The following is a 24,113-nucleotide window of genomic DNA, read 5'->3' as shown; positions in this document are numbered from 1 at the left end:
ACCTACTGATGCTGCGGTGCATGCTTATGCACCGCAGTTTTTATAAACGGGCAACCATGGCCAATATTACCCGGACTATCCGGATCAGGGCCGGCCGCAGGCTGAAACGCCAGTTGCTGCGCCTGCTTTTTTTTACCATTAACCTGACGATCTTATTCACCGGCATTATTTTGAGGAAACCAGCCTATATCATTACCGGCGCGCTATTGCTCAGCCTGATGGTGCTCGTGCGCCTGGGCGGCAATTCAGTGACCGTTACCCTCAATGCAGGCGGCATCCGTTTCTCCTGCCCTTTCTGGAAAAGGGATTTTCCCTGGAATAACATCCGGTCGGCCGGCGTATATGCCGTTAAAAACGGGGAAGTAACGCTGCGCGACCCTAAACATGCTTTTCCCGGCGAACGCCTGCTCATTTTCGTATCGCTTCGCCGTGGCTACCGGCCGCAACGTTACGCGCGTTTCAACAGCGCCGAGGCCATGCACTTTCGCTGGGACCACGATGCATGGAACGTTATCAGCACGCGGATCGTTCCGCAGGCGGTGATAAGGGCATAACGGAGACGTGTGCCCGTACCCGTTATTTCCGCGCACGAAAAAGCCCCGGCTTTTTGCCGGGGCTCATAAATTTCCAATTGTAGTATTGCCTTATCGGGGCAAATTATAGAATAATATCAGAATAACAAAATATTGCATTTTTTTCACTCGCCGTTCGCACCTTTTTCACCTGTGAACCAGTGTTCCTTTTCCCTGAAAAGTACGTTGAACGTGGTAAGCGAACCGTATATCCGCGTGATGTATTGCTGCAGGTTCACTTTATCTTCTTCGCTGAGCTGCTTATGCCCGTTGATCTGCTGCTCCAGCACACGCAGCCTGTCGCGCACCATTACGATCTTGTGAAAAAATACTTCCAGCGGCACTTCTTTTCCTTTGAGCGAAGAGTCTTTCGGCTGCAGTACCATAGTGCCGCCGGCCCAGCGTTCGCCGATGGGCACTACTTCGCCGAAGCCGTTCCAGAGGCGGAGGATCTTCAGCAACGAGGTTTCCAGCTGCGAAGCGGTTTCTATTTCAACGGTCTGGTTTTCGCTGTACAACACTTCGAAAAGCGGGTCTGTTTTATCGATCTCTTCCACGCCGCTGTTGATGAAGGTTACAACGTACTGCGCGTATTTCACGCCGATGATCACACCCGGCCCGAAACGCGCATGCTGCACCCGGGAGCCGATGCCTGCTGTTAATTCTTCCATTTCAGTGATTTTGAACGCTAATATATACAAATAAATTACAGGGGCTCGTCCTCCGCATTCACTTCCCTGCCGGAGAAAGACAGGATGGTGTTGATCAGCAGCCTGCGCATTTTGCGTTCCGTTTCTTTGTCTGGCCGCGGGATCAGGAACTGCACCTTGTAATGAACGAGATCTTTTTTGATCTCGAGTATCTTCAGCGAAAAACTGTTCTCGGTGATATTGGTGGCAAACGGGCGCAACACGCCTTTCAGCTCTTTTTCCAGCTCATCAGGCGAGGACTGGTATTTGAGGTCGAGCTCGAACTCTATCGTCAGTTTTTTGATGTTCTGTTTGCTCTGGTTGAGCACCATAGTCGAAAAAATAACGCTGTTGGGGATCAGCACGATATCGTCGTCGTCGTTCTGCAGCACCACGTTGATCAAAGTAATGTCGAGCACTTTGCCGCGGTACTCTCCCACCCTCACCTGGTCGCCCAGGCTCAGCTGGTCGGAGAACATGATGATGAGGCCGTTGATCATATTGGTCACGTAGTCTTTAGACAGCAGGGCGAACGCCGCCGCGGCGATGCTCACGCTCACGAACAGATCGGCGATGTTCACGCCGAACGCCACCATGATGGAAATGAGCGCGAAAATGGTGTTGAGCACCGAGGAGATGCGGTTGAGGCCCAGCACGAAGTTGTCTCTCGTGAGCCGCTGCATGCGGTTTTTGCGGAGGTACCAGGAGATCATGACGATCCAGCCGATGGAGATCAGCAGGTTGGCGCCGAGGAAAATAGACAGGGCATTGGCGATGCGCGCTGCTATGGCATGTTTTTCAAACCACTCATGCTGCGTGAAATTGACGTATACCACCGCCAGGTACACCGCCAGCTTGACGATGAAGATGAGTATCTGGTTCCTGAATTTTTTCCTGTTGTAAGTTGCCTGATCTGTAACCATGATGCTGGCAAAATTAAGCAATTACCGCCGCTCACGGAAGAATTGAGAATAACGATTCGCATCAGGCTGCCGCTCACGCCGGATGGCCGGGGCAGTTCTCTGCTGGAAATGCGGATGCGGCCGGGGCAAAAAATGACATGGGTGAATAAAAAATTAGATAACGCGCTTTATTCCGCCGATCGTTTCCACCGCCTGTACGCTTCCCGCATACAACGCCCGCAGGGCCGGTAACCGTTTGCCTGCGCGGATCTTTCGCTGGCGAAGAACACACGGTTCTCCCGCTTCATTCTTTTGCCGGATACGCAATCCAGCCTGCCGTAGATCTTCAGGTTACGGTTGCCGGCGAACCTGATCTTCCCCGCCCGCATTAGCGAACGCAACGCGGGGCCATCCAGGTCTTTATGGAGAAACAAATGCATCGTCATCCGGTTTTATTGCGCGTCATGGAAAATAATGCCAAGCGTGTAGCGGTGGCCGTTAGTTATTTCACTCACGCCGTGTTTCACGTTCACGCGGTAATAACCCTTGCTGCCTTTCACCGGCCGGAAATTGGTGGTGAAGATCAGCATATCCCCTTTCGCCGGGCGCAGCACTACCGGCCTCGACTGCGCGCGCGGCCGCTGTTCTACCAGCACAAATTCCCCGCCGTTATGGTCCTGCCCCGGCTGCGATAAAAAAAGCACCAGCTGGAACGGGAAAAATACATCGCCGTAGAGGTCCTGGTGGAGCGTATTATGTCCGCCCTGCCCATATTGCAGGATAAGCACCGTGGGTTTGGTTTGCCCGGCGGCATTACATTCTTTCAGCAGTTCCGCGTGGGAAGGCGGGTACCTGCGTTCGATGCCCAGGGCGTTCATCCAGCTGTTGGCCACAGGCGCCAGGTGCGGGTATACCGTTTCACGGATCTGCTGTATCAGCGGGGGAAGCGGGTAACTGAAATATTTGTATTCACCCGCGCCGAAACGGTAGCGCTCCATGGAGATCGTTTTGCGGTATAGGGTATCATCGAGGTAAGACACGGTGAGGGCCGTGCATTCCAGCGGTTTGAGCGCGCCGGGAACGATGGCGTACCCTTTTTCGTGCAGCTCCTGCGTAACGGCTGCCCAGTCTGTGCCGGCAAGTTTTTCTTTCATGCCTGCAAATTACCCGCTCCTGCCCTGCCGCGCCACCCGGAACTTGCGAATTTTCCGCCGGGCGACAACGACGCGCCGCGTATAAAATCCATCTGCCCGCCGATGCCCGAATACTGGTGAATGCATCGCTTCATGGGTACAGATTGCGGAGCGAAATTAGGGGAAAGTGCGAAATATCGCGGGCTTAATGCATGATGTCAAAATCGACCGGTACCGTCATTTTCACCTTCACCGCCCTTCCGCCCTGCCGGCCAGGCACCCAGTCCGGCATCGCGCGTACCAGGCGTATGGCTTCCTCTTCCAGTCCGAAACCAATGTGTTCGCCGGTGGTTTCGATGTCCTTAACTTTCCCTTTCTCAGTAACGATCAAAGAGACCTTTATCCTTCCTTCCACATTGTTCTTCCGGGCTTCTTCAGGGTATTGCAGGTTCGTTTCGAAATACTTCGCCAATCCCGCTTTCCCTCCCGGAAACCAGGGTTTGTAGGGCAGCCTGACAAGTATGGGGTCCGGGTAGCGCACTTCACTTGAATCCTCGGAATACTCCGTCATTTTTTCCAGGGAATAGTCACTGAAAGCGCTTCCCGGCCCGTCGCCGGTAAATTCCCCTTCCGGCGTGCTCTCAAAATATTCGTCAAAATGCCTTCCGCCTTTGGATATGCCCAATACGCCCTCCACGAAATAATATTTCCAATTGAGACTGTCGGTTTCCGTTACGACCAGGTTGCCGTTCAGTGTTCCCGTTATCTTTTGAACGGGCTCCGTTGCGCCGGTGGCGTACCGTTTCATTTCAATCTCATGCCCGGCTGTAATGGTGACGATATAAAACCATTTCCCGGCAATGTCGCGGAAACGTTTTACGCCGTAACGGAACCCCGCAGCATGACCATAATCCGGTTTTGTTCCGGCGGCGAAAAGATACATGGCGTATTCCGTGAGCCCGGCGGCTTCCTTCTCCGTCAGCCGCAACGAACGCAGGTATTTATGTTCTTCCTGCTGAAGGTTGTTATTGATCCTGAAAGTAGCGGAGAGTAGCGATGCGAACGTTTGCGGGTCTTCCGTGGCGCGCTGAATGGACTTTTTGAGATTAAAGGAATTGCCGGGCGTTTGCAGTAGTGCGGTCAGTTTTTCCCGAATGGGCGTTTTTTCCTGCTCTTGGAGCATAGCCTGGGAGAATTTGGCCATCAGGCCGGGTGTGGGCCGCAGCGGCTGTGCGTTGGCGCGCATTACCGCAATCAGGGCGAGGAAAAGAAAAAATTGTTTCACAGGCAAAGATTTGCGGAATGAAAATACACAATGTACGCGGCAAAAAAAAAGGCCGGCGGTTAACCGGCCGGCCTGGCAAATGTGTGGCAAGAAAATTATTTCAGCGTGCTCATGTCTATCACAAAACGGTAACGCACGTCGCCTTTCAGCATTCTTTCGTACGCTTCGTTCACATAATTGATATCGATCACTTCCACGTCGCTCACGATGTTGTGCTCGGCGCAATAATCAAGCATTTCCTGTGTTTCGGGAATGCCGCCGATCATAGAGCCGGCAATGCTCCTGCGGTTGCCGATCAGGCTGAAACCGTACAGCTCCAGCGGCGTAGGCGGCACGCCCACGCAGATCTGGATGCCGTTGGTGCGCAGCATGCTTTGCACCATGTTATAATCGTGCGGGGCAGACACGGTGTCGATGATAAAATCGAAGGTGTTGCGCACGCTTTTTACCTGTTCCGGGTCGGAGGTCAGTATGAACTTGTGGGCGCCCAGTGCCTTTGCATCTGCTTCTTTTTTGGGTGAAGTGCTCAGCATGGTCACTTCCGCGCCGAAGGAAGCGGCGAACTTCACCGCCATATGGCCCAATCCGCCCAAACCGATCACGGCCACTTTATGCCCCTTGCCTACTTTCCAGTGGCGCAGCGGCGAATAAGTAGTAACGCCCGCGCACAGCAGCGGCGCCACATTGGCCAGCGGCAGCTTGTCCGATACTTTCAGCACGAATTTTTCGTGGGTCACGATCATGCTGCTGTAACCGCCGTAGGTAGGCGTTTTTTTGTCCTGCTCATAAGAATTATACGTGCCGGAAGAACCGTTCTCGCAATATTGCTCCTGGCCCTCCGCGCAATTATCGCAATGCTGGCAGCTGTCTACCAGGCAGCCCACCGCGGCGAGGTCGCCCGGTTTGAATTTTGTAACCTTGTCGCCTACTTTGGTAACCCTGCCCACGATCTCATGGCCGGGCACCATGGGGAAAATGGAATTGCCCCATTCATCGCGGATCTGGTGGAGGTCGCTGTGGCAAACACCGCAGTAAAGGATATCAAACTGAACATCATGGGGCCCGGGGTCTCTTCTCTCGAAGCTCCAGGGAGCCACCGGCGAGGTGGCATTCTGAGCGGCATATGCTTTTACGCTGGTCATACCAAATATTTAAAAAATGAATAAAGCGGTAAATTATCCCTGAATTTTATACAAATTTTGAAGCGGCCGGTTCATTCGTCCCCGAACATCAGCGACGTATTTTCGACGGCGGCTTTTTAACGCCGCGATCGGAAAAAGATAACGCATAAGCGGGGAGATCGGCCACAGGATTAACAACCATAACGGGCAAATGGTTGTGGCGATCCTTCCACAAAAAACTATTTGAGGTGGATGGTCAGGGTCTTGTTTTCCCCGTTCACGGTAAAAGCGGCTTCTTTAAATTCCGCCGGCCGCATAGCGGGTTTTACATTGTTGGAGAAGCCGTATTTTTCCCTGGGTTTGCCGATCACGGAAAGGTCGAGGTCTTCGTTGCCGTTCTCGTCCAGGAAAGTGGAAATGGCATATGTGCCGCTTGGCACTTCGTCGAAACCAACAGTCACCTCGTTTTGGTCTTTCACCTCTACAATCTTTACCAGCGCGGTTTTACGGGGCTTCATAAAACTCTCCGCGTCTTTATACCAACCGATGTACAGCTTGCCTGTTTTGTTGTCGAGATTGGTGACTTTGATCCTGTACTGTGCCTGTGCGTATGCCGATGAGCCTGCAAAGAAAATGCATGCGATCAGGGTTGTAAATGTTTTCAGGGCCATGGTTTCCTTTTAAGGATATACGTTGAAAATATTGTACCAGTTTGTATGGTCTGCGTTTTGTGGGAGCATAGATAACTAAAAACCCATTTTATGGCAAAGTATTCAAAAAAGGCGGGCGACAAAGTGGAGCGGGCCATGCATGAAATGAAGGAAGGAAAGTTAAAGAGCGGCCGCAGCGGCAAAAAGGTGACCAGCCGCAAACAGGCGGTAGCCATCGGTCTCAGCGAAGCCCGTGAGGAAGGCGCCAAGGTGCCGAAAAAAGCGGCGGGTAAAAAAGCCGCTTCCCGCAAAGGTGCGACGAAGAAGGCCGGCACCAGGAAAGCCGCCGCTAAAAAAACAACCGCAAAAAGCGGTACACGAAAAAAAGCCACGGCAAAAAAAGCGACGCGCAAGGCGGCGATCAAACGTTCTTCCCCCAAACGCGCCACCCGCAAGGCCGCAACAAAAAAATCGGCGGCGAAAAAAAGCACGGCTAAACGTGCCACCCGTAAAAAGGCGGCTCACGCTTAGGTTTGCATACATAGACCAGGGCCGGCCGCACAGCCGGCCTTTTGGTTGCTTACAAAAAACAGATCAGCGGAATGGTGACGATAAACAGGTATACGAACCAGTGATACGTGCGGTCGTCTGCCTTCGGTGATTTGTAAAGCCACAACCGCAGCGCCACCCACCAGTGCCACAGCACTTCCGCGATCACGATGCCGGTAAGCAGTTTGCTGGCGAATATCTCCCGTACGCCGGATTGCGTGAGGAGGATGCAGAAATAGACCAGCGGCGAAAACAGGAAAAAATACACGCTGAGCAATACCCGCGCTGTAGTATCGCCTACGGAAAGCGGCAGTGTTTTTCGCCCCATGATGCGGTCGCCCACCTGGTCGCGCATATCCTGCAAAGGAAGGCCCAGCCCCGCCCAGAGGCTGATCGCGATGATGTACGCCCACACATTGCCCGTTACCGGCTCCACGATGTTCCATTCCGCGGCCAGCAGCGTAACCGTGCCCAATGAAATGCACACCACGTTTTTGGTGAACCAGTGATTGCTGCAGCCCCATTTGCAAAGCATCTGCGTAACGATCATCCAGGCGATGGCCAGCCACAGCAGCTGCAGGCACACCGCCACGATCAGGAACAGGATGCTGTACACCACGAAACGTCTGCGGGTTTCCACTTCTGTTACCAAACCCTGCACCAGCGGCCTGTCTGGCTTGTTGATGCGGTCTTCCTCCACGGAATTCACCTGGTTGGCGATGCAGAACGTGAGGATGTAAAGGACGGTGTACAGTACAGCAAAAAGAAAATACAACGGGAAATCGTCTACGGGTTTGTTGTGGTAGACCCAGGCGGTGATGAAGGTGATGAGGCAGGGGATCACCGTGTCCCAGATGTCGTTATTGATGAAGCGCCAAATAATATAAAGCTCCCTCATGGAAGCGGTTACTGCCGATTTGCATAGGTAGATCATAAAATTGTTAACTCGGGTGGAGAATAAGCGTGTCTCTCACTAAAATTAATCAATTTGACGGCAAATGCGGTGGAGATTGCGGCGGGGCGCATTACCCGGCGACCTGTTCCACACGGGCAGGCAGGTATTTTTCCAGCAGTTTGTGTAGATCGGCGTACAGGAAGGGTTTAACGAGATAATCGTTTGCGCCGGCACGGATCATTTCTTCCCTCGCTTCGGTGAACGCATCGCCGGAGGCGATAATAACGGGCAGATGGCGGAACGACGGCATGCCGCGGAGGCGCGCCAGCACTTCCCGGCCCTGTATGCCGGGCAGGTGCGAATCGGTGATAAGCAGGTCCGGGTGATAGGCTTCCAGCAGCTCGAGGCCTTCTTCCCCGCTGTCTGCCAGCAGCGTATCCGCTCCGGCTTCAGACAGGAATTTGCGGATCACGTGGCCGCTGAACAGGTCGTCTTCGATCACGAGCACTTTATACCCGTTGAACTCACCTTTTTCCACAGCCGGGCCGCCCGCCTCGGAAGTCAATGCGGTAGCGGCCTGCAGCGGTATGCGAAATTCGAACTGTATTTGTTCGCCCTGGTTTTCCGCCACAATTTCACCGCCCAGCAGCTGCACCAGGTGCCGGGTGATCTGCAGGCCCAGGCCGGTGCCTTCCACCTGACCGTTCCGTTCGGCCTCAAACGGTTGAAATACTTTATCGAGCTGTTCGGCGCGCAGGTGCCCTTCATTTTTCACGGAGCAGTACAGCTGCTGCTGCCACTGCCTGAAGCGCACTTCCACGCCGGCGCCGGGCGTGGAGAATTTCACGGCGTTGCTCAGCAGGTTGTTGATGATCTTGCTCAGAAAAATATGATCGGTGCGGATGTATTCAGGAATAGAGGGGTCTATCGCCAGCTGGATGCGCACCCTGCGGGTGGCGGCCACGTATCGGTTGAGGGCCACGCAGCTTTCCGCGTTCTCTTTCAGGCTTACGGCTTCCATTACAGGCTCGCTGTATTTGCCCGCTTCGATCTTCGCCATATCCAGCACATTGTTGACGATCTCGCGCGACAGAAAACCCGCGGCATAAAGATAATTGATGTCCTGCTGCAGTTCGGGATCGTCGATCTGGTGTTTGCGGCCATGCAGCAGCTGCGCGATGCCGAACACAGCGTTGAGCGGCGTTCTGATCTCGTGGCTGGTTTCCCGGAGGAACTTGGATTTGGCGGCGTTGGCTTCTTTCAGGGCGCTCAGCAGCTGCTGGTTTTCTTTCAGGAACATATCGTTTTGCCGGATGATGAAAAACGTTACATAAGCCATCAGTATCAGCATGCCTCCCCAGCAGCCCATTTTCAGGACCGGCACCAGCGCGGGCACTACGTACATGGGCTGCACGATATTAAAATAATCGTTGAGCTGCACGGCCACGATCAGGAAGATGGCGCAGGCCAGGGAGATCAGCCGCACTTTCAGGTTTTTGAACACGAGGAACGAAGCCCCGATCAGGAAGGTGAAGAGGAAAGCGGTGATCAGTTCGATGGGCATGGCGTTGCCGAGCACGGAACCGAAATAGATGCCGAAGCAGCAATGGATCAATAAAGTGGCTACGCTGGCCGCATTGTGGCGGTGGTAATAATTCAGCATGATCACGCCGGCAAAACAGCAGATCTCGAGCAGGGACGGGATAAGGATCAACAGGCTGCGGGTATACCAGTAAAGGAATGCGGTAACAAGCGCGACCATCACGGCCGTCAATAAAGAGAGGGTATTGATAATAACGATCGAACGCCTTACCCGGGAATCTTCTATCTGCGCGGTTCCCGCGTTCAGCAGACTTTGTATAAGTTTTTTCATCTTGAGCCGGTTAACCGGGAATATGGTTTTCACGAAATGGGTTATCGAAATCTGGTCTTTTGTCGTGTTGGTATAAACAGTTGCAGTAGTATCCCTACCAAGATACAAAAAAAAAATTTCACGCTTTATGGAATTTTTGCCGCGGCAACATCCTTTCCCAAACCGGCACGTATGAAGCGACTTTTATTCCTGTTCCTGATCTTTCCTTCCTGTTTGCTCGCCCAGGAATCCGACGATTACCTGAAACTGATCCGTGAAGAGCTGGCGGCCGGCCCGGTCGCCGATTCGGCCACGGATATGCGGCTCACTTCCCTCCGCCTTTTCAAAAGGCATTTTTTTACCGCCGACGTAAAGACCGTGCAGCTGCACAACGGTAAAGTGGAGTTCGTTCCAGGCAAGGAGCCCGTGCTCAGGCTTGGAGGTTCCTATTCCGCGGGGTATTCCTTCAAACGTGCGGCTTCGCTCCCGCTCCTGCAGCGCCGGTATGCCCAGGGCCGCAGCGTGGCCGGCGCGCTTTCATGGCGTGGCGCGGAAACCGGGGAAATGTTCAGCTACGGCCCCGCCCTGTCTGCACTTGAATACGACGGCAGCACTTATCCTTTTGACGCCAATGGCCGCCTCGTACCTGCAGGTACCGGCAACGGCAAAGCGGCACGCCCCTATGATAATTCCCTGCTGCGCACCGGCTCGTTGTTCAACCAGTCCTTCAGCCTGGCAGGCGAGCTTAATACCGTTTCCCGTCGCATCCTCGACTTCAACTTCCGCATCGGCAACAGCTCCGAACAGCTCATCCTGCCGCAAAACCACAATACCGGCCACCAGCTGGATGCGCGGGTGAACGTTTTTTTCAAAAAGCTGGAATTGCGCACCGGTTACCTGCTGAATGAAGACAAGCTCGCCAATCCCTCGCGCAACGGTTTCCTGCAAAGGGTTTACAGGAACATGCTGCTCACGCCCGCCAGTTTCGACAATGCTTACGGCGCTGGAACGCCTGCCTATGGCAGCAATGCGGACAATCCCCGTTTCCTGCTCGACCGCAACGGGCGCAATTATTCCCGTCGGCAGCAGCAGGGCTCGCTGGGCCTGTTGCTTAACCTTCGCAGGGTGAAACTAAAAGCGCTGCAGTCTTACGAACAGGTGGATGAACACGCCAATGAAAGTTATATGCCCGGTACGGCGGGGTTTCCCGCAGGGGCAATCGTGCTGCGCGACCAGCAGGACCGTAATTATTTCCTGCAAACGGAAGCCCGTTATTATGTACCGCATTTCGCGTCGGGGCTGGACATGGAAGCCAGCGCGGGCTTTGTATTTACGGATAACCGCAGTGTTACCGCTTACCGCCTCAGCGCCATGCAATACGATTACCAGCGCAGCGCCGGCAACCTTTCCCTGCAATATGATATCCGCTACAGAAACGTCGGCCGGTTTAGCGGCGGCCTGGAGCTGGGCGCCCTTTCCGTTTTTTCCAACACGGCCCGCAATACCAGCTGGATGATGCCATCGGTATCGGGGCACCTCACTTTCGACGATAATTACCATAGCGCGTTAATCTTCAAAGCCAGCGGGAATTACCGGCAAACTGCCACCGAGCTGCCCGTCGGCAATTCGCTCGCTTACGCCAACCTGCTGCGCTACGCCGTAAGCCAGGCCAATCTTTATCTTCCGAATACCGAGGCAGATAGCTTCGACGGCCTCGATCAAACGAAGGCGCGCTCCTGGAACGCGGGGCTTGAGGTCACTTATGATCATCTGCTTGTGCTGACGGTTAACCGGTTCGGGCAGGCAACCCTGCACGACGTGTTTCCCATAGCCGCGGGCGACCGGCTGGAATTGCGGAATGTGGGCGGTCACCGCCGCGAAGGCTGGGAACTGGAGCTGGAAAAGTTCAGTAAAAATAGCGGCGGCAAATTTTCGGCAAGCGGCACGATTTCCTTCACCACCTGGAAACACCGTGTAACCGCTGTCGAAAACGGCTACGACTACACGCCGCTGGCCGGTTTCAGCGATGTGTACAAAGTGATGGCGAAAGATCAGCCTTTCGGCGTCATCATGGGCAGCGCCTGGCTGCGCGACGCTTCCGGCCGGATGGTGATCGGCGCGGACGGATTCCCGCTGGTGGCGCCGGAGCCGAAGATCATCGGCAACCCCGTTCCGGATTTCATCATGAAATTCACCAACGAGCTGCGGTACCGGAAATTCCGCCTGCAAACAAACCTGGAATGGCGCAAGGGCGGCGATGTCTGGAACGGCACCGCCGCGGTGTTGGATTATTATGGCCGGTCTGCCAAAAGCGACCTGCAGCGCGATGTTCGCGGCTATGTTTTCCCCGGCGTAACGCAAAACGGTCATCCCAATAACACGCCGGTGCAGTTCTACGACCCGGCGAAACCTTTTGAACAAAACCGTTGGGTGCGTTACGGGTATGGCGGCGTGGCGGAAGATTACATTGAAAAAGGAGATTGCCTGCGGTTGAGGAACGTGGAGCTGGCTTACAGCTGGACATTAAAAGAAGTGTTTCAGAAAATAACCGTCGCGGCTTCGGCGGGCAACATCATTCTCTGGAAAGCTTATTCCGGCTCCGACCCGGACCGCCTGCTGTTCGACCAGCCGAACACATCCGGCCTCGATTTTTTCCAGCTCCCTCCCGTTCAAAGTTATGGCCTTCACTTTTCCTTTCAATTCTGATCTATGAAACATTGCCTGATATTATTCATACTCGCCATTTTTTGCCGTTGCGCGGCACATGCACAGTTATCCGCCTATGCCGGGCGAAAGGAAAAAGTATATGTGCAAACCAGTCACGTATATTACAAACCCGGCGAAACGATGTTTTTCAAAGCCTACGTGGTGAAAGGCGAGAACCTCCGCCCTTCCGGCATCAGCGGCATTTTGAACGTGGACATTATCGCGCCCGCGGGCAACGTGGTGCAGCAGTTGAAGCTGCCGGTGAAAGACGGGTATGTAGAAGGTTCGTACGATTTTGCCACTGCCGCGCCGGGCGGCGTGTACCGGCTGAGAGCGTATACGGCGTGGATGCAGAACGAAAAAGAAAGCCGCTGGTTCACCAAAGAGATCACGCTGCACCGGGCAGTGGCGCCACGCGTGCTGATGCAGCTTGAATTTCCGGGGAAAGGTTATGGCCCGGGAAGCGAAGTGGCCGCGGAATTTTCCATGCGCAATCTTGAAGGCAGGCCCGTGGCCCTGTATCCGTGCGAATATACGATGAGCCTCAATGGCAAATCCGCCGCCGCCAATGTTTTCAGTACAGACAAAGACGGCAAAGCCACCATCAGGTTCCGCCTGCCCGAAACGCTGGAAACCAGCAACGGCCTGCTTAACGTGACCGTGAAATACGACGCATACGTTGAATCCATTTCCCGCGCCATTCCTATCGTGCTGAACAAAATAGACCTGCAATTCCTGCCGGAAGGCGGCACGCTGGTGGAAGGGCTTCCCGCTAACATGGCCTTTAAAGCCGTCAACGAATTTGGAAAAGCGGCGGATGTGCAGGGAATCGTTATGGACGATAAAGGCAATACGGTGGCCCGTTTCAGCAGCTATCACTTCGGGATGGGCAGTTTTTCTTTTACGCCCGAAAGCGGCCGGCGGTATGAAGCGCATATCACCTCACCCAAAGGCATCTCGCGGCGATATGTATTGCCCGTTGCCGCAGAACAGGGACTGGTAATGCATTTCAACCGCAAATCCGAAGGACTTGTGCTCGGCCTGCGCAGTACGAACAGGCAACGCGTGCGAATCGCGGGTTTCAGCAGGGAACGATTGCTGTTTGAAAAAATAACCGACCTCGATGCGGGCAATACAGAAGTTGCGGTGGATACATCCAGGTTCCCGGCCGGTATCGCGCGGTTTACGGTACTCGATATGGCCGGGCTGCCGCTGGCGGAAAGAGTAGTATTTCTCCAGGCGAACAAAACGCTGCGCATTTCGCTGACGCCGGACAAACCGACGTACCTGCCGCGCGAAAAAGTAACGCTGAAGATAAAGACCGAAAATGCGGCGAAGCAGGCCGTGCCGTCGAATCTCTCACTGGCGGTGGTAGACGATAAGCTCTGGACGTTCGCGGACGACAAACAACATCATATACTCGCCTGGCTGCTGATGAATTCCGAGCTGAGCGGCAAGGTCGAAGAGCCCAATTTCTATTTCAAGGAAAACGAGCCGAAAGCCTTACCCGCATTGGATCTCGTGATGCTCACACATGGTTACCGGTATTACGAATACACGCAGCAAACGGAAAACGACGATCGTTTGCATTTTCTTCCCGAACAAACGAACGCGCTCAACGGCGTGCTGCTCGATACGGCCAATAAACCGGTTGCGGGGCGCATTTACCTGCTGAACGCGAGAAATTCGGGGAGAAACGATAAAGTGGCGTTCATGGAAACGAAAGAAGACGGTCAATTTTATTTCTCCGGTCTCCGGCCCGCCGAACAATATTACGTGATCGCGCGCTCGCGGAAAAAAGGTGAAAGGGTACATGTATCCGTTACCAGCAAAGGTTTTGGTTCGGTAATGCTGCCCGCGCCGCGGGAAAAGGCGGCCCTTTTCATGAGCGATACGCTTGCTTCCGCCGAAGACGGGTTTATCAACATGGCGGCGGTTAGATCTGAAGAAAAACAGCTGGCCGGTTTGCTGAATGACCTGGACAAAGGCACGAAAAACCTGGAGGAAGTGGTGGTGATCGCGATGGGTATGGCGAGGAAGGTAAGTAGCACGGGCACGGCGGTAGCCGTGATTTCCGGTATGGAACTGAGCGCGCAGCAGGATATTGCCACTTTGCTGTCTGGCCGGCTAACCGGTGTGCAGGCCGCTGAACCGACCAGCGCTATCGCGGGCGGAAGAGTGATGATCAGGGGGCAATCCACGCTGGCCGGCAACAACCAGCCGCTGGTGGTGATAGACGGCGTGCCCGCTTCGATGAACAGCTTGCGGATAGACCCGAATGATATTCTCAACATCACCGTGCTGAAAGACGCCGCGGCAACGGCGATATACGGATGTATGGCAGCCAATGGCGTTATCCTCATCCAATCCAGAAGATGGCAAAAAAGTATCCGGCTTAAGTTGTACAAGCCCGGCGATTACATGGCGCAGATGGTATGGCAGGACAAACCGGTGTTCGTGGTAGCGAAAAAATTCTACTCCCCCGTTTACGCATCGGTGAAAACCGCGGTACGGGACGATTTCAGGGAAACACTTTACTGGAACCCCGTAATACAGACCAACCGCGACGGCGAGGCCGTTGTGAGCTTTTATAATTCCGACGCCACCACTACTTTCAGGGCCATCGCGGAAGGTATTGGCTACACCGGCGAGCCTGGCCGAACCGAAACGACCTACAGCGCGCAACAGCCGCTGGTGATAGACGCCAAAATGCCACCCGCCATTTCCGTGGGCGATCATGTGTTGATGCCGCTCAACCTCAAGAATAACGGCACCGGCGTTGCGTACCTGAAAATCTTGGTAACGGCGCCGGTGGCAGTGCAGGTGGGCGTTGGCGAAGCAGGTCGCGGTTACATGCAAAACCATTACGAGCTGGATGTAACGCTCAACCCGGGCAGTGCAAAGCAGATCAACATCCCGGTGGAAGCGCTGAAGGCCTGCAAAGAAACGCTTCTCATACGAGCAAGCGGAGACGGTATGGAAGAAGCGCTGGAAGTGCCGGTGGAAGCGGCCCCGAAAGGATTTCCCATCCGCGAGGTATTCTCTGGCAGCCGGCCGGCCACGCATCGTTTCCCGATTTCAAAACCCATCCCCGGCAGCCTCCAATACAACCTCCGCCTGTTTTCCGGCCTCGAAAACCAGCTGCTGGACGGGATCACATCGCTGCTGCGCGAGCCGCACGGCTGCTTCGAACAAACTTCCGCCACCACCTGGCCCAACGTGCTCATCCTGCGGTTGCTGCGCAAAAGCGGGAAATCCAACCCGGCAGTGGAAAAACAGGCGATGGATTATATACAGCAGGGATATGCGCGGCTCATTTCCTTCGAAACGAAACAGGACGGCTTCGAATGGTTCGGCCATACGCCGCCGCACACCGGTCTTACCGCCATGGGGCTGATGGAGTTTACCGATATGCAGGAGTTCGTAAATGTAGACCGCGCAATGATCGAACGCACAAAAAAATGGTTGCTCAGCCGCCGCGACGGCAAAGGCGGTTTTAAAATGAACGATCACGGCATGGGGCAGTTTTACGGTTTTTCCGCGGCGGTCACCAACTGTTACGTCGTGTACGCGTTCACGCAGGCGGGCATGGGCGCGGAGATCATGCGGGAATATAAATACGCGTTCAAACAGGCGGTGGACAATAAAGACCCTTACCTGCTCGGCCTGATGGCCCTTGCGGCCGACAACCTGGAGCTGGAAGCGGATTTCCGCGTACTGATGAACATGCTGGAGGATGAAACCCTCCCCGCGCAGACCTCCATGGTCAAATCCCGCGGCGCTTCGCTGGAAGTGGAAGTAGCCGCGCTCCGCGTGCTGGCGATGACCCGCGAAAAGGAACCAGACATCGATAAAATGTCCCGGTTGTTGGAAAAGATCATGAAGATGAAATCATACTACGGTTACGGCTCTACGCAGGGAACGGTGCTGGCGCTGCAGGCCATGACGGCCTATGCCTCCCGCGTCGGGGAGATGGCCGCCGCCACGGACGCTCATTTTACATTGAACGGGGAAGAAATGAAACCCGGCGTTTTCGCGCCGGCAAAAACCGACGACCAACCGCAAACTTTCACGGCCAGCTACACCAACGGCAAGGGCGGCCTCTATTATTCCATAGAAATGGCATACCAGACCTTCTACCCGCCCAACAGCCCCGAAGCCGAGCTGGAACTGGGCACGGAACTGTTACGGCATGAAGTAAAAACAGGAGAAACCGTACGATTGAACATTTCGCTAAAAAACAAACGCAATACGCCGCAGCCGATGGCAGTGGCCAAGATCGGCATTCCCGCGGGGCTTTCGCTGCAGCCCTGGCAGCTGAAACAATTGTCGGAAGAAAACAGCCTCGCTTATTACGAATTGTTTGATAACTATCTCGTGCTTTACTGGCGGGCATTTGAACCGGGAGAAACAAAAAATATCGCGCTGGACCTGAAGGCGGATATTCCGGGGAAGTACCAGGGCAAGGCTTCGGTGGCTTACCTGTACTACATGCCGGAGCATAAACACTGGAACGAAGGGCTGAAAGCCACGATAGAGTAAAAAAGAAAAGAGACTACAATTTGGCGGGCTTTTTATTTCCCGCCTGCATTTTCCGCACGATCCAGGGCAGTGTGATGCCCTGCCCGATGATCGTGAGCAATACCGCTACGGTTGAAATGAAGATAATTTCGTTCCGCATCGGGAAAGGCTCGCCATTCTTCAGCGTCCTGGGCAAACCGATGGCGATGGCCAGGGATACGATGCCGCGCATGCCAGACCAGCTGATGATCATGCTTTCTTCCAGCGTCAGCAAAGCCGCTTCGGTGATCCTTCTTTTTTTGGCGGTGAACGCGCGCTGAAGGTTCACCTGCTGCATGAACATCCTGCCCATGCGGAGGAGCAGCGCGGCAATGGTAATGAGCAACGCATAACCCACGTAGTTCCAGATCTGGCTGTCGTCTATCGCGCGGGCCACGATGGGAAATTCGAGACCGATAAGGATGAAGATAAAACCGTTGAGCAGGAAGATGATGGTTTCCCAGATGTTTTTGGACTGGTTGCGGATGTGCTCAGGGAATCGCTGGTTGCTGAGCCTGGACATGTTCAGGCCGAGCATTACCACGGCGATCACGCCGGAAACATGCAGCTCTTCCGCGAGCAGGTACGTCACGAATGGCGCCAGCAGCATAAAGCTCATCACGGCGAGATGATTGTCGCGCACGGCGCGTAATACAAACCCTAAAATTTTTCCCATTACAATGCCTACCAGCGCGCCGCCCGCGAGCAGACCGGCAAACACGAGCAGGGCGTCCCAAATAACGAAAGAAGCGCCGGCCACCGCCGCCACGGCAAAACGGTAAGCCACCAGCGCGGAAGCGTCGTTGATCAGGCTTTCGCCTTCAATGATGGTGATGGTGTTGTGCGATAGACCAAGCCCTTTGGTGATGCTGATAGCTGCCACCGCATCTGTTGCGGAAAGGATGGCGCCGAGCACGAAGGCCAGCGGCCAGGTCATGCCGGGGATCAGGTAATACCCAGCCACGGCGATGCCGCAGGCGGTAACGAACACGAGGCCGATGGCCAGCGTGGAAATGGTATTGATATTCGTTTTGAAGGTCTTGAAATCGATATTGAACGCGGCGTCGTACAGCAGCGGCGGCAGGAAAATGAGAAGCACGATCTCGGGATTGATCTCTATTTCCGGCAGGCCGGGGAAAAAACCGATGGCGATGCCGGCAACGATCAGGAGGATGGGCGCCGCCAGTTTGATCTTTTCCGCTACTACGGAAAGGCCGGTCATGATCGCGAGGATAAATAATACGATGCTGTAATTGTTCATAAGGCTGCGTATTATCGAAAAAGCCCGCCAAACTTCTGTCTGGCGGGCCTTCTGTTCTTCTGTGACTCTGTCAGGATTCAAACCTGAAACCTTCTGATCCGTAGTCAGATGCTCTATTCAGTTGAGCTACAAAGCCATGTTGTTTTGAACGGGTAGCAAAAGTAGGAATAGTTTTTTAAAAATCAATCAGCAGTAAGAAATAAATTATCAACATGCATTATTCACAGCTGTTTCGCCGGCATGGCTGTTTTGACCGTCACTACGCTCATATTTTGCCAAATTTTAATGTAAATGGGGTTAAAAAGAAAAACCCGGCAAACTGTTCGTATGCCGGGCTTATCCATTCGTAGAAGATTGTTAGTGACTCTGTCAGGATTCAAACCTGAAACCTTCTGATCCGTAGTCAGATGCTCTATTCAGTTGAGCTACAGAGCCATTGTTCTGTTCTTGAACGGGATGCAAATGTATGGAGAATTTTTATTTCTGCAAACCTTTCATTGCTTTTTTTCCGCATCCGCGATTTTCCATTTATTTTTGACGTTACATCTAAAACGCTGAAACCCGTGAAAATACAGCTTTGGAGCATCGGAAAAGAGAATGATGCGTATATCAACGAAGGCATTAAAATATTTCAGAAAAGATTACAGCATTATACGGATTTTGACATCAAACTGATACCGACGGTAAAGCAGGCAGCCAGTCTTTCCATACCTGAACTGAAAAAAGCCGAAGGCAAACTGGTGCTGGATATGCTGCAGCCGGCAGATTACCTGCTGGCGCTGGACGAACGCGGCAAAAGCATGAGCACGATGCAGCTGGCGGATTTCGTGCGGCAGCGTGAAAATTCCGGCACGCGGCAGCTGATCGTGCTGATCGGCGGCGCTTTCGGCATCGACGCGGCCGTGCTGCAAAGGGCGCAAACCACCATGTCGCTTTCAGCGCTTACATTTCCCCACCAGATCGTGCGCCTGATCGTTACCGAGCAGCTTTACAGGGCCTATACCGTGCTCAATAACGAAAAATATCATCATCAATGATTATTTTTACAAACTAACAGAAGAATTTATGTCTCTTACCATAGCGATCATTATCATTACCTGCCTGGTTTCCATTACTTCGTTCAACAGACCCGATCAAATCGACAAGCTGAGTTTCTGGCCCTATAAGGTCGCTCATAACAAGGAGTATTACCGCTTTCTGACCAGCGGTTTTATACACGGCGATTTTATGCACCTGTTCTTTAATATGCTGACGCTGTATTTCTTCGGCAGCGTAGCGGAATCGTATATGCAGGCATACCTGGGCGGGAAGTTTTTTTATATTCTCCTGTACGTGCTGGGGCTGATATTGCCCGATGTATATACTTTTTTCAGGTATAAAGACGTATACGGCTACCGCACCATCGGGGCTAGCGGCGCAGTGTCCGCCGTTCTTTTCTCTTCCATCTTCTTCGAGCCCTGGCATAAGCTGGGCCTGTATTTCGTGATCCCCATCTGGGGCATCCTGTATGGCTTGCTGTATCTCGTTTATTCCGCCTATATGTCGCGCCGCGGCGGCGGAGACGGCATCAACCACGACGCGCACTTCTGGGGAGCCGTGCTGGGCTTCATTTTCCCGCTGGTGATGCGGCCGGAGCTGGCCAGGGTGTTCCTCGAAAAAATCACCCGGCTGCCTTTCTAGGATCTTTCTTCCGTCATCGTAATGCGCAATACCTGCCGTGTTTTTTCCGTCACCCGGAAGCGGTTGTCTATCCGCATGCCCGCTACCCACACGATCCGTTTGTCCGCCGATTCCAGCACCCACACCTTTTCCTTCTGCGGCAACGACAGTTTCTGGTCGATGAAAAAACGGCTCAGTTTCTTTTTGCGGTTCATGCCGAGCGGGTAAAAATAATCCCCTTGCTTCCAGCGGCGCAGCATCAGCGGGAATTGCAGCCCGGCCGCGTCGATGCAGGCCACGGCAGCGTTTGCGCTTACGGCGTTGGTATCGTTCTGCGCATACTGGAACCTGAATGCAACGTTTGGCAGGCGCAGGTTTTCCTGTTCTTTTTCGATGATGAAATAACCCGCCTCCGCAGTATTCAGCGGTGCGACGATGAACCATTTCCGGTCGCGCACGATGCGGTGCGAAGCAGTGGTGACGTACCTTCCCGGTTCCGCATCCAGCAGCGCGGTTACCTGCGAGGCCTGCGCGGGGCTGCATCCGAAGGGTTTCAGCAGTTCGTACGCGATAGTAGCGAGCGGTTTCGCCTGGCTGAAACGGACCAGCGGGATAAAGTACTCCTCCCCTTTTTTTACCAGCAGTTTCTTTTTATGTTCTTCCACCGCTTGTTTGTACAACTCCTCCGCTTCGCGGAAACGATCGATGGAAGCGCCCGTTTGCCGCACTACATCCGGGAAAAGCGCCTGCAGCGGCGGTAATATATTGTGGCGGAAATAATTACGTGTGTACTTGTCCGTTATATTCGAACTATCTTCCACGAACGCGACCCCTTCTTCTTTGGCGTATGCGGCAATTTCCTCCCGCGTAGCGAACAGCAGCGGCCGCGCGATATGCCCCTGCAAAGGAAGAATGCCGTGCAAACCGGCCATGCCAGTGCCTTTGGAAAGATTCATCCAAAGCGTTTCCACATTATCCTGCATATGATGCGCGGTAACCACCGCGGCCAGCCCCAGCGCGGCCCTTTGGCGCTCCAGCCAGGCATAGCGCAGGTCACGGGCGGCCACCTGCACAGACAGTTTGTGCTGTTCCGCATATGCGGCCGTATCAAAACGGGTAACATGTACGGGTGCCTGGTAACGTTCGCCGAGCGAGCGCACAAAAGCTTCGTCGCGGTCGCTTTCCGCTCCCCGCAGCATAAAATTGCAATGCGCCAGTTCCACTTTCCAGCCGGCTTTCACCAGCAGGTGGCACAGCACGCTGGAATCCAGCCCGCCGCTAACGGCCAGCAGCAGCCCTTCTCCTTCGTTAAAGATCCTTTCTTCGCGGATAAATTCCCGTAGTCTTCCGATCATGTAATGTAATTGTTGTTAAAGGTCTTCGCGCGCAGCCTGCAATTCGTTGTAAGCGTGCATGTCCCGTATTTCGCGGGCCACTTCCATTCCTTTTTCATATGCGGCGATGGCTGCGTCCTGCTCTCCCATCCTTTCCAGCAGCTTGCCGAGATGGTAATAGGAACCAACATATTTGGGATCGTTTGCCAGCAAGGCTTCGAAAACGCCGCGGGCGCTCCGGTCGTCGTTGATCTTGATGTATTCAAGCGCCAGCGCGTGCTGCAGGAAGCTGTCCTGCGGACTGTCTGCGAGAAACGCCTGTAATCGGGAAATCCTGTCCATGTGCGATAATGCTATTTTTAAAACGCTCGTGCGGTGCTGATTGCCGGAATGCTAAATCCCATATATTTGTAAACACTGCATTTTTTAATAAAAACCAGTTTACGGATATGAAGATATTAGTATGTATCAGTAAAACGCCCGACACCACTGCAAAAATAGCTTTCATAGACAACAACACGAAATTCAGTGAAGCGGGCGTTCAGTTCATCATTAATCCCTACGACGAATGGTACGCGCTGGTAAGGGCATTGGAGCTGAAGGAAACGTTGAATGCCACGGTGCACCTGATCACGGTTGGCGGCGCTGATACCGAGCCCGTGATCCGCAAGGCGCTGGCGCTTGGCGGCGACGAAGCGTTCAGGGTGGATGCGGATAGCCATGACAGTTATTTTATTGCTTCGCAGATCGCGGCGCATGCCAGATCGGAAAACTACGATATTATACTGACCGGGAAAGAAACCATCGATTATAACGGATCGTCGATCGGCGGCATGGTGGCCGAACTGGCGGGCCTGCCTTTTGTGTCCATCGCCTCCAAACTGGACGTGAACGGCACAACAGCCACGCTCAGGCGAGAGATCGAAGGCGGCGAGGAAACCGTGGAAGTGAGCCTTCCCGTGGCAATCTCCGCGCAGAAAGGCATGGCCGAAGCGCGTATTCCTAATATGCGCGGCATTATGGCGGCGCGCACCAAACCCTTGAAAGTGATCGCTCCCGTGGCGGTAGACCAGCTTACGAGCGTAACCTCGTTCGAGCTGCCGCCCGCAAAGGCAGGCGTAAAGCTGATTTCGCCGGACAACGTGGAAGAGCTGGTGAAACTGCTGCACGAAGAAGCCAAAGTGATCTGATCTTTTCATTCCTTAAATCGAACTAGATGTCTGTTTTAATATTTGCCGATCAATTTCAGGGTAACATTAAAAAATCCGCGCTGGAAGCCGTACAATACGGTTCCAAAGTAGCGCAGCAGCTGGGCACGCAGGCTACGGCCATCGTGCTGGGTGAAGTGAGCGCAGACGAGTTGGCGTCCCTCGGCCGGTACGGCGCCTCCAAAGTGCTACATGTGGCGGATGCGCGGCTGAACGAGCTGGAAACCGGCGTTGGCGTGAAGATCATCGCCGAAGCCGTGGAAAAGGAAAACGCCGATGTGATCGTATTCTCGCATAATTTCTCCGGCCGCGCCATTGCGCCGCAATTGTCAGCCCGCCTGAAAGCAGGTCTGGTAGCGGGCGCCATCGCCCTGCCCGATACCTCGGCGGGGTTCGTGGTGAAAAAGAACGTGTTTTCCGGCAAGGCATTTGCCAATGTGAACATCACCTCCGCAAAAAAGATCGTATCCGTGCTGCCCAATACGTTCAACGTGGAAGCCGGCAGCGGAACGGCGGCGGTGGAGGCGTTTGCGCCTTCCATCAGCGATGCGGACTTCAAAATAAAGATCACCAAGGTGGAAACCGTGAGCGGCGAAGTGCCGCTGACCGAGGCGGAGATCGTGGTAAGCGGCGGCCGCGGCCTGAAGGGCCCTGAGAACTGGGGCATCCTGGAAGACCTGGCGCATGCGCTGGGCGCGGCAACGGCCTGCAGCCGGCCCGTGGCGGACGCGCACTGGCGCCCGCATCACGAGCATGTGGGGCAAACCGGGTTTACGGTGCGGCCCAACCTGTATGTGGCGATCGGTATTTCCGGGGCTATCCAGCATTTGGCTGGCGTAAACGGCAGCAAAGTGATCGTGGTGATCAACAAAGACGCGGAAGCGCCATTCTTCAAAGCGGCGGATTACGGGATCGTGGGCGACGCCTTCGAGGTGGTGCCCAAACTGACCGAAGCTGTAAAGAAGTATAAAGGGAAATAATTACAATGCGCTGGCTGCCGGGCGGAAGGGACGCGGAATAAACTTCACGCGCGCCCTAATCTTCGGCAGCCAATGCTTTTTAGATATCGATTATTTTTCTAACTTCACGTCTTACACAGTAATAAACGTGAGCGCTTACGCGTAATGACAGTATGAGAAAAATAGAATTGGAAATAGTTGCTTTGTCGCATAGCATTACACAAACCCATTCGTATGCCGTGGTACTGGGAGAGGTGAACGGATTAAGGCGTCTGCCGATCGTGATCGGCGGGTTTGAAGCGCAGGCCATCGCGGTGGCGTTGGAGAAGATGCAGCCCAGCAGGCCGTTGACCCATGACCTCATGAAGAATTTCATGAATGCGTTTAATGTTGAATTGCATGAGGTCATTATCAGCAATTTACAGGAAGGTATTTTCTATTCCAAGCTCATTTGTTCCAATAACGACGATACGATCGAGATAGATTCCCGTACTTCAGACGCGCTGGCGCTGGCGGTACGATTTGGCTGCCCTATTTATACGTACGAGAACATCCTCAACAGCGCGGGCATCCTGCTGGACGACCCCGCCGGCAAAAAGACCACCAAGGCTTCCGGCAGCCCGTCGATCTCCGAACATGAGAAAGGTGCTGAAGACGATCTCAAGGCCCTCAATCTCGAGGAGCTGAACACGCTTTTGCAGGAAGTGCTGGAGCAGGAAGATTATATCCGCGCCATCGCTATCCGCGACGAGATCAACAGCCGTAAAAGTAAATAGCC

At 54.0% G+C, this 24,113-nt stretch carries 22 protein-coding genes and 2 tRNA genes; 9 read left to right on the top strand and 15 right to left on the bottom strand.

Annotation, left to right across the window (positions count from 1 at the left end; genetic code table 11):
• Nucleotides 1-56: 56 nt before the first annotated feature.
• Nucleotides 57-554, top strand: coding sequence for a hypothetical protein (locus J7I43_RS19000; RefSeq protein ID WP_209147437.1), 498 nt, complete (start codon nt 57-59; stop codon nt 552-554).
• A gap of 143 nt (nt 555-697) precedes the next feature.
• On the opposite strand, the gene J7I43_RS18995 is transcribed toward J7I43_RS19000, so the two are convergent.
• The 8 genes from J7I43_RS18995 to J7I43_RS18960 form a co-directional block, all read right to left on the bottom strand.
• Nucleotides 698-1,243, bottom strand: a complete 546-nt coding sequence (locus tag J7I43_RS18995) for a hypothetical protein (protein ID WP_209147436.1) — start codon at nt 1,241-1,243, stop codon at nt 698-700.
• 35 nt (nt 1,244-1,278) lie between these two features.
• On the bottom strand, nt 1,279-2,184 hold the full coding sequence (locus J7I43_RS18990; protein WP_209147435.1) for a mechanosensitive ion channel family protein: 906 nt from the start codon (nt 2,182-2,184) through the stop codon (nt 1,279-1,281).
• Between the two features lie 167 nt (nt 2,185-2,351).
• On the bottom strand, nt 2,352-2,603 hold the full coding sequence (locus tag J7I43_RS18985; protein ID WP_236023413.1) for an Ada metal-binding domain-containing protein: 252 nt from the start codon (nt 2,601-2,603) through the stop codon (nt 2,352-2,354).
• A 12-nt stretch (nt 2,604-2,615) separates the two neighbouring features.
• A complete protein-coding gene (locus J7I43_RS18980) occupies nt 2,616-3,317 on the bottom strand; it encodes a 2OG-Fe(II) oxygenase (RefSeq protein WP_209147433.1) in 702 nt (233 codons plus the stop codon).
• Nucleotides 3,314-3,451, bottom strand: a complete 138-nt coding sequence (locus tag J7I43_RS18975; protein ID WP_209147432.1) for an acetyl-CoA hydrolase/transferase C-terminal domain-containing protein — start codon at nt 3,449-3,451, stop codon at nt 3,314-3,316. Before J7I43_RS18975 ends, J7I43_RS18980 begins: the two co-directional genes overlap by 4 nt.
• Nucleotides 3,452-3,501: 50 nt before the next feature.
• A complete protein-coding gene (locus J7I43_RS24950; RefSeq protein WP_209147431.1) occupies nt 3,502-4,581 on the bottom strand; it encodes an energy transducer TonB in 1,080 nt (359 codons plus the stop codon).
• A gap of 95 nt (nt 4,582-4,676) precedes the next feature.
• On the bottom strand, nt 4,677-5,723 hold the full coding sequence (locus J7I43_RS18965) for an NAD(P)-dependent alcohol dehydrogenase (RefSeq protein WP_209147430.1): 1,047 nt from the start codon (nt 5,721-5,723) through the stop codon (nt 4,677-4,679).
• Between the two features lie 218 nt (nt 5,724-5,941).
• Nucleotides 5,942-6,373, bottom strand: coding sequence for a DUF2141 domain-containing protein (locus J7I43_RS18960; RefSeq protein ID WP_209147429.1), 432 nt, complete (start codon nt 6,371-6,373; stop codon nt 5,942-5,944).
• 90 nt (nt 6,374-6,463) lie between these two features.
• Here J7I43_RS18960 and J7I43_RS18955 point away from each other — a divergent pair, with 90 nt between their 5' ends.
• Nucleotides 6,464-6,883 (top strand): DUF6496 domain-containing protein, encoded by a 420-nt coding sequence (locus tag J7I43_RS18955; RefSeq protein ID WP_209147428.1) that lies wholly within the window; start codon nt 6,464-6,466, stop codon nt 6,881-6,883.
• Between the two features lie 49 nt (nt 6,884-6,932).
• Here the strand turns inward: J7I43_RS18955 and J7I43_RS18950 are convergent, their stop codons facing one another.
• Together J7I43_RS18950 and J7I43_RS18945 are read right to left on the bottom strand one after the other, a co-directional pair.
• Complete coding sequence (locus tag J7I43_RS18950; protein ID WP_209147427.1) at nt 6,933-7,835, bottom strand: UbiA family prenyltransferase; 903 nt, start codon at nt 7,833-7,835, stop codon at nt 6,933-6,935.
• A gap of 91 nt (nt 7,836-7,926) precedes the next feature.
• Complete coding sequence (locus J7I43_RS18945; protein ID WP_209147426.1) at nt 7,927-9,669, bottom strand: hybrid sensor histidine kinase/response regulator; 1,743 nt, start codon at nt 9,667-9,669, stop codon at nt 7,927-7,929.
• Nucleotides 9,670-9,840: 171 nt separating this feature from the next.
• Here J7I43_RS18945 and J7I43_RS18940 point away from each other — a divergent pair, with 171 nt between their 5' ends.
• Together J7I43_RS18940 and J7I43_RS18935 are read left to right on the top strand one after the other, a co-directional pair.
• The gene (locus J7I43_RS18940; protein ID WP_209147425.1) at nt 9,841-12,354 is read left to right on the top strand and encodes a hypothetical protein; all 2,514 of its coding nucleotides are present in this window, start codon (nt 9,841-9,843) and stop codon (nt 12,352-12,354) included.
• A 3-nt stretch (nt 12,355-12,357) separates the two neighbouring features.
• Entirely contained in the window at nt 12,358-16,896 is a 4,539-nt protein-coding gene (locus J7I43_RS18935) for a TonB-dependent receptor plug domain-containing protein (protein ID WP_209147424.1), read from the top strand.
• Between the two features lie 13 nt (nt 16,897-16,909).
• Here the strand turns inward: J7I43_RS18935 and J7I43_RS18930 are convergent, their stop codons facing one another.
• The 3 genes from J7I43_RS18930 to J7I43_RS18920 form a co-directional block, all read right to left on the bottom strand.
• Nucleotides 16,910-18,175 carry a Na+/H+ antiporter gene (locus J7I43_RS18930; protein WP_209147423.1) on the bottom strand — a complete coding sequence of 422 codons (1,266 nt, stop codon included), beginning with the start codon at nt 18,173-18,175 and terminating at the stop codon, nt 16,910-16,912.
• Between the two features lie 62 nt (nt 18,176-18,237).
• Nucleotides 18,238-18,311 (bottom strand) — tRNA-Arg (locus J7I43_RS18925).
• Between the two features lie 225 nt (nt 18,312-18,536).
• Nucleotides 18,537-18,610: transfer RNA gene (locus J7I43_RS18920), tRNA-Arg, on the bottom strand.
• A gap of 128 nt (nt 18,611-18,738) precedes the next feature.
• Between J7I43_RS18920 and J7I43_RS18915 the strand changes: the two genes are divergently transcribed.
• The gene (locus tag J7I43_RS18915) at nt 18,739-19,212 is read left to right on the top strand and encodes a 23S rRNA (pseudouridine(1915)-N(3))-methyltransferase RlmH (protein WP_209147422.1); all 474 of its coding nucleotides are present in this window, start codon (nt 18,739-18,741) and stop codon (nt 19,210-19,212) included.
• A 28-nt stretch (nt 19,213-19,240) separates the two neighbouring features.
• Nucleotides 19,241-19,855, top strand: a complete 615-nt coding sequence (locus J7I43_RS18910; RefSeq protein ID WP_209147421.1) for a rhomboid family intramembrane serine protease — start codon at nt 19,241-19,243, stop codon at nt 19,853-19,855.
• Here J7I43_RS18910 and tilS read toward each other — a convergent pair.
• Complete coding sequence (gene tilS, locus J7I43_RS18905; RefSeq protein ID WP_209147420.1) at nt 19,852-21,189, bottom strand: tRNA lysidine(34) synthetase TilS; 1,338 nt, start codon at nt 21,187-21,189, stop codon at nt 19,852-19,854. The genes J7I43_RS18910 and tilS overlap by 4 nt on opposite strands.
• Nucleotides 21,190-21,204: 15 nt before the next feature.
• Entirely contained in the window at nt 21,205-21,510 is a 306-nt protein-coding gene (locus tag J7I43_RS18900; protein ID WP_209147419.1) for a tetratricopeptide repeat protein, read from the bottom strand.
• Between the two features lie 107 nt (nt 21,511-21,617).
• Between J7I43_RS18900 and J7I43_RS18895 the strand changes: the two genes are divergently transcribed.
• The 3 genes from J7I43_RS18895 (at nt 21,618) to J7I43_RS18885 (ending at nt 24,111) form a co-directional block, all read left to right on the top strand.
• Nucleotides 21,618-22,358 carry an electron transfer flavoprotein subunit beta/FixA family protein gene (locus tag J7I43_RS18895; protein WP_209147418.1) on the top strand — a complete coding sequence of 247 codons (741 nt, stop codon included), beginning with the start codon at nt 21,618-21,620 and terminating at the stop codon, nt 22,356-22,358.
• Nucleotides 22,359-22,384: 26 nt separating this feature from the next.
• Nucleotides 22,385-23,356: an electron transfer flavoprotein subunit alpha/FixB family protein gene (locus J7I43_RS18890; RefSeq protein ID WP_209147417.1), complete on the top strand. Its 972-nt coding sequence runs from the start codon at nt 22,385-22,387 to the stop codon at nt 23,354-23,356.
• Between the two features lie 152 nt (nt 23,357-23,508).
• Nucleotides 23,509-24,111 carry a bifunctional nuclease family protein gene (locus J7I43_RS18885; RefSeq protein ID WP_209147416.1) on the top strand — a complete coding sequence of 201 codons (603 nt, stop codon included), beginning with the start codon at nt 23,509-23,511 and terminating at the stop codon, nt 24,109-24,111.
• Nucleotides 24,112-24,113: the final 2 nt, after the last annotated feature.

The sequence above is a fragment of the Chitinophaga chungangae genome (assembly GCF_017742215.1).
GTDB lineage: Bacteria > Bacteroidota > Bacteroidia > Chitinophagales > Chitinophagaceae > Chitinophaga > Chitinophaga chungangae.
This window is presented reverse-complemented; position numbering and strand designations above follow the sequence as displayed.